Source organism: Micromonospora sp. LOL_024, assembly GCF_048060415.1.
Classification (GTDB): Bacteria; Actinomycetota; Actinomycetes; order Mycobacteriales; family Micromonosporaceae; genus Micromonospora.
The window spans coordinates 128,733-143,798 of sequence record NZ_JBHMIS010000007.1 but is presented as its reverse complement, the minus strand read 5'-3'; the positions used below and the strand labels follow the sequence as shown (position 1 = coordinate 143,798).

The following is a 15,066-nucleotide window of genomic DNA, read 5'->3' as shown; positions in this document are numbered from 1 at the left end:
ACAGGTCAGCCTTTCCAGCGGAGGTTTGACGAAGCCGGGGCCGCACCGGACCGGGACGGACCCCGGACGGTAGGGACACCGGCGGTACTCGAGGTGGTGGTCTCGACCGTGAGCGCGGTACGCGGACGCCGGGCGGCCATCAGCGTGCCGACCCGGGCGATCCGGCGGTCGCCGACGTACGTCTCGCCGGTGGCGAAGGCGGTGTCGGCGATCACCCGTTCCAGGTGGACGGTGTGCCGCAGCACGTCACCCGGGTAGGCGGCGCCGTCGAAGACGAAGTCCCGGGCCCCGACGAACATCAGCACGTGATCGTCGCCGACCGGACGCTCGGCCTCGGCGAGCCAGAGTAGGGCGGCGGTCTGCCCGAGCGACTCCACCAGCAGCGACGCCGGGTAGGCGTAGTCGCCGGGCGGCGCGTCGTCAGCCAGGTCCCGGTAACAGGGTTCGGTCGCGGTGACCGTCTTGACCGCCTCGATGCGGCTGCCCGGTGTCATCGTCAACACCCGGTCGACGAGCAGCAGCGGATAGCGCTGCGGCAGCAGCGCTCGGATCTGGTGGTGCGCGAGCCCTTCCCCGGCGGTACCGGGCGGCGTCGCGCTGCCGGACGCCGCCGGCTCGGCGGCGTCGCCACCGTCGAACCGGGCGCGGAGCGTGACGGTCACCGTGCTGTCGTCGCGACGACCCGAGGCCGTCACCGTCCACCGGTCGGGCCCCTCCCCGGTCGCGACGATGTCGAGGGTCAGCCGGTCCGGCGGCAGTAGCGGCGCGAGGAAGCGCACGGAGTCCACCGAGCACAACCGCAGCCGGGGCCGACCCGGGTTGCGCAGGGCGATGTCGACCGCCTGGACCAGCGCCTCGACGATGAAGACGCCCGGGAACACCGGGAAGCCGGGAAAGTGGCCGCACAGGTTCGGATCGTCACGGCGGATCGGCACCCCGGCGATCACCTCGACGCGGTCGCCGACAACGCCGACCTGCAGGTCGTCCACCGCGGCCAGCGGGGCGGCCCCGGGCGGGCAGGGCTGGCTGGTGACCGTGCCCGGCGCGTTCACAGCGTGATCCCCCCGTCGACCTGGAAGACCTGGCCGGTGACGTAGCCGGCGCGTGTCGAGCAGAGGAACTCGACCAGGTCGGCGACGTCCTCGGGGCGGCCGAAACGACCCAGCGGGATCTGTCCGAGGGCCTGCTCGCGCAGCTTGCCGGAGAGTGCGTCGGTCATGTCGGTCTCGATGAAGCCCGGCGCGACCACGTTGACCCGGATGCCGTAGCGAGCGACCTCCTTGGCCAGCGACCGGCTCAACCCGATGATCCCGGCCTTGCTGGCCGAGTACGCGGTCTGGCCGGTGTTGCCGTAGACGCCGGCCACCGAAGACATGTTGACCACCACTCCGGCACGGCGCTTCATGAACCGGAAGGTCACCGTGCGGCAGAAGTTCCAGGTGCCGGTGAGGTTGGTGGACAGCACCGCCTGCCAGTCAGTCTCGGTGGCCAGCACCAGCGGACTGTCGCGGGTGATGCCGGCGTTGTTGATCAGGCAGTCGATCGGGCCGAGCTTGTCCTCGGCGGCACCGACGAACCGTTCCACCGCCGCCAGGTCGGTGACGTCACAGGGCGCGAGGTAGACCGGCACCCCGAGGGCTGCCACCTCCGCCCGGGTCTTGTCCGCCGCCTCGCTGGCGCTGCTGTAGCAGCCGGCGACGGCATAGCCCTGCTGGGCGAGGCGGAGCGCGGTCGCCCGGCCGATACCCCGCGAGACGCCGGTCACCAGTGCTCGGAGCTGAGTGGTCAAGCCAACCTCCCCTGTCGGACGCCTGCCGACTGGATGTAACACAACACAACACTGACGGGTGTGTTGTATCTTCTCCGCGCCAACATACTGGCTTATCGGCGACGCGGTCAGCAAGTGGTGTCGTATGTTTTCTTCGGTGTTCCGACGGACGCCGGGGCGATCTCGGAGAGCACCTGCGCCGTGTGCTGGCCGGGTGCCGGTGCGCCGAAGCGGACCCGGGTGGGCGTACGCGAGAACTTCGCCGCCGGCCCGACGATCGGCGCGGTACTGCCGTCGCTGAGCACAGTGGGTTGCAGCATCGCCCGTTGCGCCAGGTACGGATCGGCCACCACCTCGGCAACCGTGCGGACCCGGGAGACGGTCAACCCTCGACCGACCAGCTCGGCGACGACGACGTCGGCGGGTACACCGGCACACCACCGCGCCACCTCGGCGTCCACCTCGGCCCGGTTGGCCAGCCGGTCGGCCGCCCGGGCGAACCCCGGTGCCCGGGCCAGGTCCGGTCGGCCCATCGCGCCGGCCAGCTCCCGCCAGTGTCGATCCAGCGCGACGGCGAGGTAGACCTGCCCGCCGACACAGTCGTAGACGTTGGCGGGTACCACGAAATCGGTCTGGTTTCCCCACCGCCCGGGCGGCCGGCCCGCCGCGGCGAGGGTGTGCAGCCCGGCGCTGCCGGCAAGCATCGCGTCGAACATCGCCACGTCGACGTGCTGTCCCTCGCCGGAGTGCCGGCGGTGCCAGAGGGCGGCCAGTGCGCCGATCGCGCCGTGCAGACCGGCCAGCTCGTCGGCCAGGAACGTCGGAGCCCGCACCGGGCCCCCGTCGGGGTCGCCGTTGAGTGACATCCACCCACTGGCCGCCTGCACGATCGGGTCGTACGCCGCCTCGGCCCGCCGGTCGCCGTACTGGCCCCAGCCGGAGATGGAGACGTACACCAGGTCGGGCCGGACCGCCCGGCACTGCGCCCAGCCCACTCCCCAGCCCTCCAGAGTGCCGGGCCGATAGTTCTCCACCACCACGTCGGCGGCGGCGACGAGCCGCAGGAACTCCTCCCGGCCCGACGGCTCGCGCAGGTCCAGCCCGACGCTGCGCTTGTTCCGGTTGACGGTCTGCCGGAACCAGGACAGGCCGGTGCCGGGTATCCGGGGCGGCACCTCGCCGTCGCGACCGTGCGGCAGCTCCACCCGGACAACGTCGGCACCGAGATCCGCGAGGATCGCGCTGGTCAGCGGGCCGGACCAGACCTTCGTCACGTCCAGCACCCGGACGCCGTCCAGAGGCCCGGCAAGGTCGTCGCGGGCCTCGCGGTAGAAGTCCCCGGCGTCGCGGTACGACGTGTGATCATCCATCACGCATCACATCCGCTGCAGGATCGAGGCGGTGCCCAGCGCTCCGCCGCAGCACATCGTCACCAGGGCCAGTTCCCTCTCGGCGCGTTCCAGCTCGTGCAGCGCGGTGACCAGCAGGCGGGTGCCGGAGGCGCCCAACGGGTGACCCAACGCGATGGCACCGCCATTGACGTTGACCCGGTCCGGGTCGGCGTCGTGGGCGGCCGCCCAGCCGAGCACGACGGCCGCGAACGCCTCGTTGACCTCGGCGATATCGATGTCGGACAGTCGCATCTTCGCCCGGTCGAGTATCTTCCGGGTCGCCACCACCGGCCCCTCCAACAACAGGTACGGGTCGGAGCCGGTGACCACCTGGTGCAGCAGCCGGGCCCGGGGACGCAGCCCCAGCGCGGCGGCACGCTCGGCGGACATCCACAGGATGGCCGCCGCACCGTCGGATATCTGCGAGGTGGTGCCGGCGGTGTGCGTCCCGCCCTCGATGGTGGGCCGCAGCCCGGCCAGGCCTTCCGGGGTGGTCTCGCGCGGCCCCTGGTCCCGGGTCACCTCGCGGGTGCCGCCGTCGGGGGTGGGCGCCCGCACCGCGACCACCTCGGCGTCGAATCGTCCCTGTGCCCAGGCCTGCGCCGCGCGCCGCTGGGAGCGCACCCCGTACGCGTCGGCGGCGGCCCGGTCGACGCCGTACCGGGCGGCTATCCGCTCCGCGCCGCCGAACTGTGCCTTCGGCGGGTCGTCCCACGGGTAGTCGTCGGTCTTGTAGTGCCCGGGGCCCTGGTAGAGGTTGGTGCCCACCGGCACCCGGGACATCGACTCGACCCCGCAGGCGATGCCCACGTCGATCGCCCCGGCGGTGATCAGCGCGGCGACCAGGTGGTTGGCTTGCTGCGCGGAGCCGCAGGAGGCGTCCACCGTGGTGCAGGCCACCTCCGGGTCCAGGCCCGTGGACAGCCAGGCGTTACGGGTGACGTTGAGACTCTGCTCGCCGACCTGGGTGACACAGCCGCCAATGATCTGGTCCACCTCCGAGGGTGGCAGGCCGACCCGGTCTAGTACCTCCCGCTGGACGATCCGTAGCAGCTCGACGGCCTTCAGGCCGCTGAGCCAGCCGTCCCGCCGACCGATCGGGGTGCGCGCCGTCGCGACGACTACCGCCTCTGCCACGACACTCACTCCTCTCGCAACGACAGGGCGAGCTTCGGGCAGCCGCGCACGGCTGTCTCCACCTGCGCCAACTGCTCTGCCGACGGCCGCTCGACCAGCACGTACATCAGGTCGTCGTCCCGGATCTCGAACACCTCGGGTGCGCTGTCGGCGCAGATCCCGTGGCTGTCACACCGGTCGTAGTCCACGACTAACAACATCGTTTGCTCCCACGCTCCTGTCGGGTTCACCGGGCCCGCCCCACGATAGATGACGCATGTAGGATTTGCCGACACAGAGAAGCAACAGACACTTGCGCCACAGAAGACGTGTCGCATAGCGTCGGGCCGGTCCGTTCCGGCGGAAGCTTCCCGTCCGGCACGCCGAGGAGGCCGACCATGCTGACCGGATGCGTACCCTGGCCCGACGAGCTCGCCCGGCGCTATCGCCAGGAGGGCACCTGGCGCGGCGAGGTGCTCGGGGACCTGCTGCGTCCCTGGGCGGCGCGCGATCCCGACCGCACCGCCGTGGTCACCCGGCACGGCCGGCACAGCTACGCCGAGCTGGACGGCCGGGCCGACCGGCTGGCTGCCGGGCTGGTCGCGATGGGCATCGGCCCCGGCGACCGGGTCGTCGTGCAGCTGCCGAACACCCCCGACTTCGTGGTGACGTGTGTGGCGCTTTTTCGCGTCGGGGCGCTCCCGGTGCTGGCGCTGCCGGCCCACCGACGGGCCGAGCTGGGCTATCTCGCCGAGTACGCCGGCGCGGTGGCGCTGGTGGTTCCCGACGTGGCGGCCGGCACCGACCACCGGGATCTGGCCCGGTCCGTCCGCCAGGCGGTGCCCGGACTCAAACACCTCCTGGTGGCCGGCGAGGCCCAGGAGCTGACCGCGCTGCGCGACGTCGACGCCGACCCGGTGGAACTACCCGCAACCGACCCGTCGGAGGTGGCGTTCTTCCTGCTCTCCGGCGGCACCACGGGCCTACCCAAGCTGATCCCACGCACCCACGACGACTACGCCTTCCAGCTGCGAGCCACCGCCGAGGCGATGGGCTTCGACGAGCACAGCGCCTACCTCGCCGCGCTGCCGGTGGCGCACAACGCCGCGCTCGGCTGCCCCGGCGTGCTGGGCGCGCTGCACGCCGGCGGCCGGGCCGTGCTGGCCGCCAGCCCGGCCCCCGACGAGGTGTTTCCGCTGATCACCGCCGAGCAGGTCACCCTGACCACACTGATGCCGGCGCTGCTGCCCGTGTGGACGGAGACCGCCGACTTCTTCGGTGCCGACCTGTCGAAACTGGTCATCGAGGTCGGCGGTGCCACGCTCAGCCCGGAGGTGGCCCGTCGGGTACGACCCGCCACCGGTGCCACCCTGACCCACTGGTTCGGAATGGCCGAGGGGGTGCTCTGCTTCACCCGGCCCGACGACGGCGACGAGGTCGCCGCCACCACCCAGGGCACCCCGCTCAGCCCGGCCGACGAGCTGCGCGTGGTGGACGAGGCCGACCGGGACGTCCCCGACGGCGAGGTCGGTGAGCTGCTGGCCCGGGGTCCCTGCACGCTGCGCGGCTACTACGCCGTGCCCGAACACAACCGCACCGTCTTCACCGCCGAGGGGTTCCTGCGCACCGGTGACCTGGTGCGCCGCGACGCCGCCGGGCGGCTGGTGGTGGTCGGCCGGATCAAGGACGTGGTCAACCGGGGCGGCGAGAAAATCTCCGTCGACGAGGTGGAGGCCCACCTGGTGGCTCACCCGGCGGTGCGCACCGCAGCCGTGGTGCCGGTGCCCGATTCCCGGCTTGGCGAGAAGACCTGCGCCGTCATCGTCGCGCGGGACGCCCCGCCCAGCCTCGCCGAGGTACGCGACTTCCTGCGCGCCCGCGGGCTGGCCGACTTCAAGCTGCCCGACCGGCTACACGTCACACCCCAACTGCCGTACACCCCGGTCGGCAAGATCGACCGGCGGGCACTGGCCCGCGAGGTGGTGGCGTGACCCGCCCGCCGCTGGCCACCCCCGCCACCGGCACCGACCGGGTGCTCTGGCTCGACGGGCTGCCCGCCGACCAACTCGCCGTCCGACCGCCGCTGGACGGCGACACCACCGCAGACGTGGCGATCGTCGGCGCCGGCTACACCGGCCTGTGGACCGCCTACTACCTGAGCACCTTCCGTCCCGACCTGGCGGTCGTCGTGATCGACGCCGGCCGGGCCGGGTTCGGCGCCTCCGGCCGCAACGGCGGGTGGTGCACCGCCGAGATGCCGGCGCTGCTGCCGGGTCTGGTCCGCCGGCACGGACCGATGGCCGCGATGCGCCTGTACCGGGCCGGCCGGCGCACCCTCGACGAGCTTCGCCGGGTGTTCGACGCGGAGGGGATCGACGCGCACTGGCGGCACGACGGCTCGCTCTACGTGGCCCGCAGCGAGCCGCAGGCCGACCGCCTGCGCGGCTGGCACCACGTGCGGACCAGGCTCGGCATCGACGGGCTCACCCTGACCGTCGGCGAGCAGGCCGCCGGGCAGATCGGGCTGACCGGCGTGCGCGCCACCGCGTACACCCCGCACTGCGTGGCCGTGCAGCCGGCCCGCATCGCCCGCGGGTTGCTCGCCGCGGTCGAACGCCGGGGGGTCCGCGTCGCCGAGAACACCCGGGCGACCCGGATCGCCCCCAGTCTGCTGGTCACCGACCGCGGCACCATCCGCGCCCGATCGGTGCTCTGCGCCACCGAGGGCTACACCGGGAACCTCCCCGGGCACGCCCGCCGGGTGCTGCCGTTGCACTCCTACGCGCTGGCCACCGAGCCGCTGGACGTCGGCACCTGGCAGCGTCTCGGCCTGAACGACCACCGAACCGTCGCCGAGTCCCGCTACCAGTTCGGCTACCTGCAACGCACTGTCGACGACCGGCTGGTACTCGGTGGACGCGGCGCCTACTACCGGTTCGGCTCCGCCACCGACCGGAGCCAGGCCGCCGCCCGCCGGGCCTACGACCGGCTGCGCCGAACCCTGGCCGAACTGCTGCCCGACCTGGCCGACGTCCCGGTGTCGCATCGATGGAACGGGGTGTACGGGCTACACCGGCACACCGAACCCGAAGTGGTCTACGACCGCGAGACCGGGCTGGGCCACGCGGGCGGCTACGGCGGCGAGGGGATCGCCCTGAGCAACCTCGCGGCCCGTTCACTGGCCGCACTGGTCGCCGGGGTCAGCCGCCCGGAGACCCGGCTGTGCTGGGTGGACAACGCCTCCCGCCGCTGGGAGCCGGAACCACTGCGGTACCTCGGCGTGCGGGGGGTCAGCGCGGTCGCCACCGGAGCCGACCGCTACGAGCACCGCACCGACCGGCCGGCGCCGCTGGCCCGGCTCGCCCTGCGCGCCATCGTGTGAGCCGCTGACCGACACGACGAGGAGGCTGGTGTGGACGACCTGCAACGGATGCGGAAGGTCTGGGAGTTCATCTTCGAAAAGTCGGTCGCCGACGACGCCGACTTCTTCACCGACCTCGACGGCGACTCGATGGCCGCCGCCGCCCTCGTGCACCACGTCGCCGAGGAGTTCGGCGTCTCGTTGCCGTTGTTCGAGGTGTTCGACCGCCCGACGCCGGCCGAACTGCTCGCGGCCGTCCGGGAACAGCTCTCGGTCGGCTGATCGCCGCCAATGCCAGCGAGGAGCACGATGGACCAGCTCACGGCGACCGGGTTCGGACTCAGCGACCTGCAACAGGCCTACCTGATCGGCGAGCTGGGCGACTTCCAGCTCGGCGGTCCCGCCCTGTTCTACGAGGAGTACGCCTGCCCGCCGTTCGACATCGAGGCGTTCACCGCGGCGGTACGCACCCTCGTGCGAAGGCACCCGATGCTGCGCTGCGCCATCGGCGAGGACGGCCAGGTCCGGATCCTGGACGACCCGCCGTCACCGCTGGCGGTGCGCTCGCTGCGGGGCGCGACCGCTCGGCGACGCGCCGCGCTGCTGGCCGCCAGCCGCCGCGAGCTGGCCGACGACGGGCCACCGCTGGCCGGTCCGGCCGCGTTCCGGATGGTCGTCTGGTGCGACGAGGCAGAATTCCTGGTGCAGATGGCGGGCCGGCTGATGGTCTTCGACGGCCAGTCCGGCGAAGTCTTCGCCCAGGAGCTGCGCACCCTGCTCGGCGGTGGCGACCTCGCGCCGCTGGACTTCAGCTACGAACGGTACCGCCGGGAGCTGGACCAGCGCCGCGAAGGCCCTGAGTACGCGGCGGCCCGCCACTACTGGACCGAACGACTCGACGACCTGCCCGGCGCACCGGAGTTGCCGCTGCGCCGGGGCGGACGGCACGACGGCCCGCTGGTACGGCGGACCTTCGCGCTGCCCAGGGAGGTGACCGACGCCTTCAGCGCGGCGCTGCGCCGTCGGCGGCTCACCCCGACGATGGCCGTCGCCGCAGCGTTCGCCCGGGTACTGCGGCACTGGAGCCGCCAGCCACGGTTCACCGTCAACCTCATGTACGGCGACCGGCTCAACCTGCACCCGGACGTGTCCCGGCTGATCGGCAGCTTCGCCAGCACCCTGCTGCTGGAGTGCTCGCCGGCGGGCGGAGAGAACGACTTCACCGCCGACGCGACCGCGATCCGCTCCCGGCTGCTGCGCGACATGACCCACGGCGCGTTCAGCGGGGTGTCGGTGATCCGGGAGCTGAACCGCCGCTCCGGCGCCGTCTCCGGGGCCAGGATGCCGGTGGTCTTCACCAGCATGCTCGGGCTCGGCTCCGACACCGATCCGGTCTTCCTGGAACTGCTCGGCTGGCAGCGCCGCGACTCACTGGTCCGTACCCCACAGGTCGCCTTCGACCACCAGGTGTACATGCGCGCCGGCGAGATGGTGTTCAGCTGGGACACCGCCGACGGTCTCTACCCGGCCGGACTGGTCGACGACATGTTCGCCGCGTACCGGCGACTGCTGGGCGACCTGGCCGCCGACGACGCGGCCTGGACCTCGCCGGGCGGTGACCGGCTGACCCCCGACCGGCAGTTGACGGTACGGGCCCAGGTCAACGACACCGCCGCCGAGGTTGCCCCGCAGACCCTGCACGACGGTTTCCTGGGCTGGGCGCATCGCACCCCGGACGCCGAGGCCGTGCTCACCCCGACCGGCGCGACCACGTACCGGCAGCTGCGGACCCGCGCCGGCGCGGTGGCCGCCGCGCTGCGCACCGCCGGACGGGGCCCGGGCGACCTGGTCGCGGTCGTCGCCGAGCGGGGCGTCGACCAGATCGCGGCGCTGCTCGGGGTGCTGATGAGCGGCGCGGCCTACGTGCCGATCTCGCCCGCCTGGCCGGTCCGGCGCCGGGCCCAGATCCTCGCCGGGGCCGCCGTGCGCGCGGTGCTCGGGGAGACATCCGGCGACCTCGACGGCGCGCCCGCCGACGCCGTGCGGTGGCGCCTGGCCGACCTCGGACCGGGCGACCTGCCCGACACCGAGGCGGCCGACGACCCGGAGGCGCTGGCGTACGTGATCTTCACGTCCGGCACCACCGGGACGCCCAAGGGCGTGATGATCCGCCACCAGAGCGCGGCGAACACCATCGTGGACGTCAACGAGCGCTTCGGGGTCACCGCCGCCGACCGGGCGCTGGCGGTCTCCGAGTTCACCTTCGACCTCTCCGTGTACGACGTGTTCGGGCTGCTGGCCGTCGGCGGCACGGTGGTCGTGCCCGACCCGGAGCAGGCCCGCGAGGTGGTGCACCTGCACGAGCTGGCCGACCGGACCGGCGTCACGGTGTGGAGTTCGGTCCCCTCCTACCTGGCCATGTACGTCGACTACGTCCGCGCGGCGGCCGACCGGGCACGGCCACGGACGCTGCGGCTGGCGATGGTCAGCGGCGACTGGGTGCCGCTGCCGCTGGGCCGCGAACTGGCCGAGATCGCGCCGGCCGCCCGGTGCGTCGCGCTCGGCGGGGCCACCGAGGCGTCGATCTGGTCGAACTGGTTCGACGTACCGGCCCAGGTACCAGCGGATTGGACCAGCGTCCCGTACGGCTGGCCGCTGCGTAACCAGCGCTTCCACGTCCTCGACGAACAGCTCACCCACCGGCCCGACTGGGTGCCCGGGGGCCTGTACATCGCCGGCCGGGGACTCGCCGACGGCTACCTGCACGCGCCGGAGCTGACCGCTGCCGCCTTCGTCACCCATCCGGTCACCGGGGAACGGCTTTACCGCACCGGCGACGTGGGACGGTACCGGCCCGACGGGGTGATAGAGTTCCTCGGCCGCGACGACCCGCAAGTGAAGATCAACGGCTTCCGGGTGGAGCTCGGGGAGATCGAGGCCGCTCTGGTCGAACAGCCCGGAGTCGCCGACGCCGTGGTCGTCGCCCGCCGCAGTGAGCGGGGTGCGTCACTGGTCGCCTTCGTGGCGGTCGAGCAGACGCGGCCGACCACCGCCGACACGCTGCGCGACGCGCTTGGCGCGGCGCTGCCCGGCTACCTGGTGCCGCCGGTGATCGAGGTCCGCGACGCGCTGCCGCTGACCGGCAACGGCAAGGTGGACCGCGCCGCCCTGGCCGCCGCGGCCGCCGGACTCGCCACCGACACCGGCGAGTTCCGCGCCCCGCGTACCGCGACGCAGCGGCGACTGACCGCGCTCTGGTCGGAGCTGCTCGACGTGCCGGCGGTCGGCATCGACGACCCGTTCTTCGCCCTGGGCGGCAGCTCGCTCCAGGCGGCGCAGCTGATGAACCGCGTGGAGCGGGAGTTTGGCAGCCGGCTGCCGCTGGCCGCGCTCTACCAGCACCGCACCGTGGCCGAGCTGGCCCGGCTGCTCGACACCCACGACCGGCCCGCCGGGGCGTCGGCGGTGCAGTCGCTGGCCCCCGGTGATGGGCCCACGGTGGTACTGGTCCACCCGGTCGGCGGCGACCTGCTCTGCTACCGAGAACTGGTCGAGAGGCTCCGCGGGGACTGGTCGGTGCTCGGTCTCGCCTCGCCCGCGCTGGACACCGCCGTCGCGGTGCCGCCGACGCTGACCGAGCTGGCCCGCAGCTACCTCGACGAGGTGCGCGCGGCGCTGCCGGCCGATGAACCGGTACGGCTGGTCGGCTGGTCGCTGGGTGCGGTGCTGGCGTACGAGCTGGGTCGGCAGCTGACCGACGCGGGACGGGTCTGCACGGCGGTGCTGATCGACCCGTGGGTCGGCCCGGCCGACGCGGCGGGCGAACCAGCCGCCGACGAGCTGGTCCGGGCCTTCCTGACCGACGTGACCCGGGGCGAGGTGTCCGCCGACTCAGCGATCGGCGACGCCGCCACCGGCGAAGAGGCGCTGCGGGCGGCCTGGCCAGCCCTGACGGCCGACCGGCCGGAGCTGATGTCGCTCGGTCTGGAGGCGGCGCAGCGGATCTTCGGCGTCTTCGCCGCGCACACTCGCGCGCTGCTCCGCTACCCGGCACCGGCGGCGCCGGGTCTGCCGGTGCACCTGTTGGAGGCGCAGACCGCGTTGGGTGGTGCGGCCGGCGGCTATCTGGTGCGGCTGGGCGACCGGCTGCCCGAGGAGGCGGTGACTACCCGCCTACGGGTGCCCGGAGACCACTTCGCGGTGACCGATCCGGCCGACGTCGCCGCGATCGCCGACGCGGTCGCCGACGGCCTCGCCGAGCCCTGATCACGCCGGCCCGCCCGGCACCCCGATGCCGGCGGCCCGGCCGAGACGTCGATGATCGAGGCTCAGCCGGGCCGCCGCTGGTCGAGGCTCAGTCGCGGTGCAGGCGGTTGAGCAGGTCGGCGCGGATGGCCGGACGAGTGCCGAACACGAGCAGGAACAGCGCCTCACGCATCAGCCGCTCGGCCGGGCGGTGCCGCAGCACCGCCGCACTGCCGGTGGTGGTGGCGAGCAGCCCGGCGGCACGCAGCGCGAGGGCCGCCGCGCCCGCCCGCGCGGACGGCAGCTCCGCCGGGCCGGCGGCGTCCAGGGTGGTCCGGCACTGGTCGACTGCCGCGTCCAGCGGGCTCGGCCCGATCAGCCTCGCGCACCGGGTGGACACGCCCAGCGGCAGGGAGCCGTTGAACCGCAGGGTCGCCGGGTCGCGTTGCAGGTAGACCTCGTGCGGAACCATGCCGGTGACCCGCTGCTCGGGCACGAAGTGCCCGGTGAAGGTGACCTGCACGGTGCGGCTGGCCGCGACCGCCACCATGTCCACCGGCGTGACGCTCAGCGTGTCGCTCTCCGCGGCGTCCAGCAGCGACCAGACCAGGGTGTCCGAGTCGTCCCGGGCTGCGGTGAAGAGGGTGTCGATCAGACCCCATCCGGTCACCCACGGCGCGACGCCGTGCAGCAGCCACCCGCCGTCGACCGGTTCGGCGCGTACCGCCGGCGGCCCGGGTCGGGTAGCCGCGATGATGGCCAGCCCGGCGCGCCGCTCACCCCGGCACAGCGGCTCCAACCACTGCTCGGCGATGCCCGGACGCTGACTGTGGGTGGCCGCCATCACCGCGCTGTGGTGCTGCGCCCAGACGAAGGCGGTGTTGAGGCAGCCACTGGCGATGATCTCGGTCACCCGGGCCGCGGTGGCGGTGTCCTCGGCGGACATCTCGCTGTACTCGGGCGGCCCGGCGACGCCGTAGCAGCCCTCCGCGGCGAGCAGGTCGAGATGGCTGGCCGGAACCGAGTCGCTGGCGTCGACCGTCTCCGCCGCCGGGAACAGCACCTCCTCGGCGATCCGCTCCGCGCGGTCCAGCACCTTGGCAGAGTTGCTCATCAGTCGGTCCACCGTCCGTTCCCTCGTCAGTCGGTGCGGGTACTCCGACAGCCTAGCGAACAGGCAACCGACAGCCTATAAGCTACATAGGCTGTGTTGTGTTTGTTGTTTCAGCACTATGCTGGGACACGTAATGAAACGGCGGGGAGGTCTGCTCGATGACCGAAGATCCAGCGGTGCGATCCCAACGGGTCGGCACGTTCTACGACCTGATGGGCGTCTTCCTCGACGCCGTCTACGGCGACAACCTGCACTACGGCTACTGGGCCGACGAGCACGATCACGCCACGATGCCGCAGGCGCAGGAACGACTCAACGACGAACTCGCCGGCCGGCTCGCCGTCGGCCCCGGCGGGCACCTGCTCGACATCGGCTGCGGTACGGGCGGGCCCACCCGGCGGATCGCCCGGATCACCGGCGCCGAAGCCACCGGCGTCTCGCTCAGCGGTTGGCAGGTCGAGCGGGCCGGCGAACTCGCGATCAAGGAGGATCTGGCCGACCGGGTCCACTTCACCCGGGCCGACGCCACCGCCCTGCCGTACGCCGCCGCGAGCTTCGACGCGGCGCTGGCCCTGGAGGTGCTGGTGCACGTGCCGGACAAGGCCGTCGCGCTGGCCGAGGCGCACCGGGTGCTCCGGCCCGGCGGCCGGCTGGTCCTCGCCGAGCTGACCCTGGCCCGCCCGATGAACGACGAGCAGCGACGGATCTTCTCGGCGATGCCGATGTCGACACCGCCCACCGTGCAGGAGTACGTCGAGCAGGTACGCGAGGCCGGTTTCGAGGTCGTCGACGCCTTCGACGCCAGCACGAACGTCCGCCGCTCACACCAGGCCACCCGGGAGGCGGTGGCGCACGAGCACGAACGCCTGTCCGGCACGTACGGCCCCCGGGTGCTGCGCCAGGTCGGCAACGCGGTGCTCGACCTGCAGTCGGTGGCCGAGGCCTGCCTCGGCTACCTGATGCTCACCGCGCGCCGCCCGGAGCGGGGCTGACCCACCCGGGGTGACCCGGCCAGTCGAGGAGGACTCCGTGTACCGACCCCGCACCGTCCACCGCGTCCTCGCCCGACTGACCGGCCGGTCCGCCGGTCGGGCCTGGCCACGCAGCTTCGCCGACCGGCTCACCCATCCGGTGCCCGGCCCGGCGGCGGTCGTCCGGTTGATGCGGGAACGCGGCAACCGCCCGACCGGCCCGACCGCCGGCCGGGTGCCGGTGGTCGATCAGGCGGTGCCCCTGGTCCGGCCCGAGCGGGCCGCGGTGACCTGGATCGGACACGCGACCTGCCTGGTGCAACTCGGCGGCCGGGTGGTGCTCACCGATCCGGTCTTCGCCGAAAAGATTCCGGGTACGCCGCGCCGGTTCACTCCCCCCGGGGTGGCCTGGGAGTCGTTGCCTCCGGTCGACGTGGTGGTGATCAGCCACAACCACTTCGACCATCTCGACGAGCCGACGGTGCGCCGGTTGCCCCGGGACACCCCGGTGCTGGTGCCCGCGGGACTGGCCTGGTGGTTCCAGGCGCGGGGCTTCCGCCGGGTCGTCGAACTGGACTGGTGGGAGTCGACCACCGTGGGCGGCGTACGGTTCGACTTCACCCCGGCGCACCACTGGAGCCGCCGCGGCCTGCTCGACACCTGCCAGAGCCTGTGGGGCGGCTGGCTGATGACCGTCGACGGTCCACCCACCAACCGGGTGTTCTTCGCCGGCGACTCGGCCTACGGCCCGGCGTTCGCCGAGATCGGCTCCCGGTTCCCGGGCATCGGCGTCGCCCTGCTGCCGGTGGGCGCGTTCCGGCCGCGCTGGTTCATGAAGCCCCTGCACATGGACCCGGCCGAGGCGGTACGCGCCTGCGCCGACCTGCGGGCGCAGCGGATGGTACCGATCCACTGGGGCACCTTCGCGCTCTCTGCCGAGCCGGTGCTGGCCCCGGTGGAGCTGGCCCGCAAGGCCTGGGCGGAGTCGGGCCGGCCGGCCGGGACCCTCTGGGACCTCGCGGTCGGGGAGAGCCGGCTACTCACCGCCGAGACGTCCTACTGACCCCGACGCCCGGCCGGCGGTGACCGGCCGGGCGTCG

Annotated in this window: 12 protein-coding genes; 6 read left to right on the top strand and 6 right to left on the bottom strand. The window is 73.0% G+C overall.

The genetic code is table 11. The annotated features are described in order from the left end of the window. Nucleotides 1-5: 5 nt before the first annotated feature. The 5 genes from ACFHWY_RS11185 to ACFHWY_RS11165 form a co-directional block, all read right to left on the bottom strand. Complete coding sequence (locus tag ACFHWY_RS11185; protein WP_416580073.1) at nt 6-1,052, bottom strand: 3-hydroxyacyl-ACP dehydratase FabZ family protein; 1,047 nt, start codon at nt 1,050-1,052, stop codon at nt 6-8. After that, nucleotides 1,049-1,789, bottom strand: a complete 741-nt coding sequence (fabG, locus tag ACFHWY_RS11180) for a 3-oxoacyl-[acyl-carrier-protein] reductase (RefSeq protein WP_416580072.1) — start codon at nt 1,787-1,789, stop codon at nt 1,049-1,051. Before fabG ends, ACFHWY_RS11185 begins: the two co-directional genes overlap by 4 nt. Before the next feature lie 107 nt (nt 1,790-1,896). Further along, a complete protein-coding gene (locus tag ACFHWY_RS11175) occupies nt 1,897-3,138 on the bottom strand; it encodes a CaiB/BaiF CoA transferase family protein (protein ID WP_416580071.1) in 1,242 nt (413 codons plus the stop codon). A gap of 6 nt (nt 3,139-3,144) precedes the next feature. Continuing rightward, complete coding sequence (locus ACFHWY_RS11170) at nt 3,145-4,296, bottom strand: steroid 3-ketoacyl-CoA thiolase (RefSeq protein WP_416580070.1); 1,152 nt, start codon at nt 4,294-4,296, stop codon at nt 3,145-3,147. Nucleotides 4,297-4,301: 5 nt separating this feature from the next. Beyond that, complete coding sequence (locus tag ACFHWY_RS11165; protein WP_416580069.1) at nt 4,302-4,496, bottom strand: ferredoxin; 195 nt, start codon at nt 4,494-4,496, stop codon at nt 4,302-4,304. Between the two features lie 177 nt (nt 4,497-4,673). Between ACFHWY_RS11165 and ACFHWY_RS11160 the strand changes: the two genes are divergently transcribed. Genes ACFHWY_RS11160 through ACFHWY_RS11145 form a run of 4 tightly spaced genes read left to right on the top strand, consistent with a single transcriptional unit; the run spans nt 4,674 to nt 11,902 of the window. Beyond that, nucleotides 4,674-6,266, top strand: a complete 1,593-nt coding sequence (locus ACFHWY_RS11160; protein WP_416580068.1) for a (2,3-dihydroxybenzoyl)adenylate synthase — start codon at nt 4,674-4,676, stop codon at nt 6,264-6,266. Beyond that, nucleotides 6,263-7,657 carry an NAD(P)/FAD-dependent oxidoreductase gene (locus ACFHWY_RS11155; protein WP_416580067.1) on the top strand — a complete coding sequence of 465 codons (1,395 nt, stop codon included), beginning with the start codon at nt 6,263-6,265 and terminating at the stop codon, nt 7,655-7,657. The genes ACFHWY_RS11160 and ACFHWY_RS11155 overlap by 4 nt, the downstream gene beginning before the upstream one ends. Nucleotides 7,658-7,687: 30 nt before the next feature. Next, nucleotides 7,688-7,918 carry an acyl carrier protein gene (locus ACFHWY_RS11150; RefSeq protein ID WP_416580066.1) on the top strand — a complete coding sequence of 77 codons (231 nt, stop codon included), beginning with the start codon at nt 7,688-7,690 and terminating at the stop codon, nt 7,916-7,918. Between the two features lie 27 nt (nt 7,919-7,945). After that, nucleotides 7,946-11,902, top strand: coding sequence for a non-ribosomal peptide synthetase (locus ACFHWY_RS11145; protein ID WP_416580065.1), 3,957 nt, complete (start codon nt 7,946-7,948; stop codon nt 11,900-11,902). Between the two features lie 88 nt (nt 11,903-11,990). Here the strand turns inward: ACFHWY_RS11145 and ACFHWY_RS11140 are convergent, their stop codons facing one another. Then, nucleotides 11,991-12,995 carry an acyl-CoA dehydrogenase family protein gene (locus ACFHWY_RS11140; protein WP_416580064.1) on the bottom strand — a complete coding sequence of 335 codons (1,005 nt, stop codon included), beginning with the start codon at nt 12,993-12,995 and terminating at the stop codon, nt 11,991-11,993. A gap of 158 nt (nt 12,996-13,153) precedes the next feature. Here ACFHWY_RS11140 and ACFHWY_RS11135 point away from each other — a divergent pair, with 158 nt between their 5' ends. Together ACFHWY_RS11135 and ACFHWY_RS11130 are read left to right on the top strand one after the other, a co-directional pair. Further along, on the top strand, nt 13,154-13,987 hold the full coding sequence (locus ACFHWY_RS11135; RefSeq protein WP_416580063.1) for a methyltransferase domain-containing protein: 834 nt from the start codon (nt 13,154-13,156) through the stop codon (nt 13,985-13,987). Nucleotides 13,988-14,024: 37 nt separating this feature from the next. Beyond that, entirely contained in the window at nt 14,025-15,029 is a 1,005-nt protein-coding gene (locus tag ACFHWY_RS11130; protein ID WP_416580062.1) for an MBL fold metallo-hydrolase, read from the top strand. Nucleotides 15,030-15,066 lie beyond the last annotated feature (37 nt).